At 68.3% G+C, this 1501-nt stretch carries 3 protein-coding genes; 2 read left to right on the top strand and 1 reads right to left on the bottom strand.

Going from position 1 to position 1501, the window contains the following annotated elements:
- A partial coding sequence (locus AC1DU6_RS30920) for an AAA family ATPase (RefSeq protein ID WP_477861935.1) occupies positions 1–186 on the top strand: 186 nt, incomplete at its 5' end.
- On the top strand, positions 173–1069 hold the full coding sequence (locus AC1DU6_RS30915; RefSeq protein WP_477861933.1) for an amino acid ABC transporter substrate-binding protein: 897 nt from the start codon (positions 173–175) through the stop codon (positions 1067–1069). The genes AC1DU6_RS30920 and AC1DU6_RS30915, both read left to right, overlap by 14 nt.
- On the opposite strand, the gene AC1DU6_RS30910 is transcribed toward AC1DU6_RS30915, so the two are convergent.
- On the bottom strand, positions 1066–1501 hold a 436-nt coding region (locus AC1DU6_RS30910), incomplete at its 5' end, for an AAA-type ATPase lid domain-containing protein (RefSeq protein WP_477861931.1). The two genes, AC1DU6_RS30915 and AC1DU6_RS30910, sit on opposite strands and share 4 nt — an antisense overlap.

The raw sequence follows: 1501 nt of genomic DNA, 5'->3' as shown, positions 1-1501 counted from the left end.
GATCTGGGCTATGGCAAGGCCTATCGCTACGCGCATGACGAGCCGGGCGGCTACGCGGCCGGTGAGCAATACCTGCCTGACGGGCTTGAAGGCCAGCGCTGGTACGAACCCGTGCCGCGCGGGCTGGAACTGCGCATTGCCGACAAGCTGGCCGAGCTGCGCCGCCTGGATGATGAAGCGACTTAGCGCGGCCCTGCTCGCGCTGTGCGCCTTGGCTGCACACGCGGCCGATGGCCCGACGCTGACCCGCGTGCGCGACACCGGCGTCATCGTCATTGGCTACAGGCCGGCCTCTCTGCCTTTCTCCTACCTCGACGCCCAGTTGCGCCCCACCGGCTACACGGTCGAGCTCTGCGACCGCATCGTTGCGGCCGTGCGAACCAAGCTGCAGCTGCCGGACCTGGAGGTGCGCCGCGTCGAGGTGGCATCCGCCACGCGCATGCCCCTGGTCATCAACGGCACGCTGGACCTGGAGTGCGGCATCACGACGCACACCGCCGAGCGGGCGCGCCAGCAGGCCTTCTCGCTGACCATCTTCATCGCCGAGACTCGGCTGATGACGCGTGCCGCCGAGCGCGTGCAGGGCCTGACCGACCTGCGCGGCTTGGCCGTAGCGTCCACCATCGGCACGACCAGCATCCAGCATCTGGCCAAGGCCAACGACCAGCAGGGCTTGGGCATCCGCATCCTCGGCGGACTGGACGACCCTGAAGGCTTCCAGCTGCTGCGCAGCGGCCGCGCCTCGGCCTTCCTGATGGACGACGTGCTGCTGCGCGCGCTGCTGGCCCAGCAGGGCCCTGGCGCGGACGACTACCGCATCTCCGACCAGGCCCTGACCGTGGAGCCTTATGCCATCGGCCTGCGCAAGAATGATCCGCAGTTCAAGGCGTTGGTGGATGAGGTGCTGCACAGCCTCTACCGCAGCGGCGAGATCCACGCGATCTACCGCCGCTGGTTCGAGTCGCCGCTGCCGTCGCAGGGGCTGAACCTGAAGCTGCCGATGAGCGCGGCCTTCCGCCGCGTCATTGCGAACCCGACGGATTCGCCCGATCCTGAGAAGTACCGCTAGCGGAAGGCATCCAGCACGATGCCGTGTCGGTTCAGCTTGTCGTACAGCGTCTTGCGCGGCGTGCCCAGCAGCTCCATCGCGGCGGGCACCTTGCCATGGCTGCGGCGCAGGGCCTGTTCGATCAGCGTCTTCTCGACCAGATCCATCTGCCGCGCGAGGTTCAGCGCCGGCACGGCCTGCAGCGCGGCCTGGGGGTCGAGGTCGTCCAGTGCCAGCACGAAGCGGTCGGCCGCGTTGCGGATCTCGCGCACATTGCCGGGCCAGTCATGGGCCATCAGCTCGCGCAGCTTCTCGGGCGTCAACTCGGGCGCGGCACGCTCGTAGCGCGCACAGGCTTGCACGACAAAGTGCTGGAACAGCAGCGGGACGTCCTCGCGGCGCTCGCGCAGCGGCGGCAGCGTCAACGTGGCGATGTTGAGTCGGTAATAAAGG

Source organism: Roseateles sp. P5_B10, from assembly GCF_056400485.1.
Note: the sequence above shows the minus strand (reverse complement) of the source record. Positions and strands in the feature narration are given on the sequence as shown.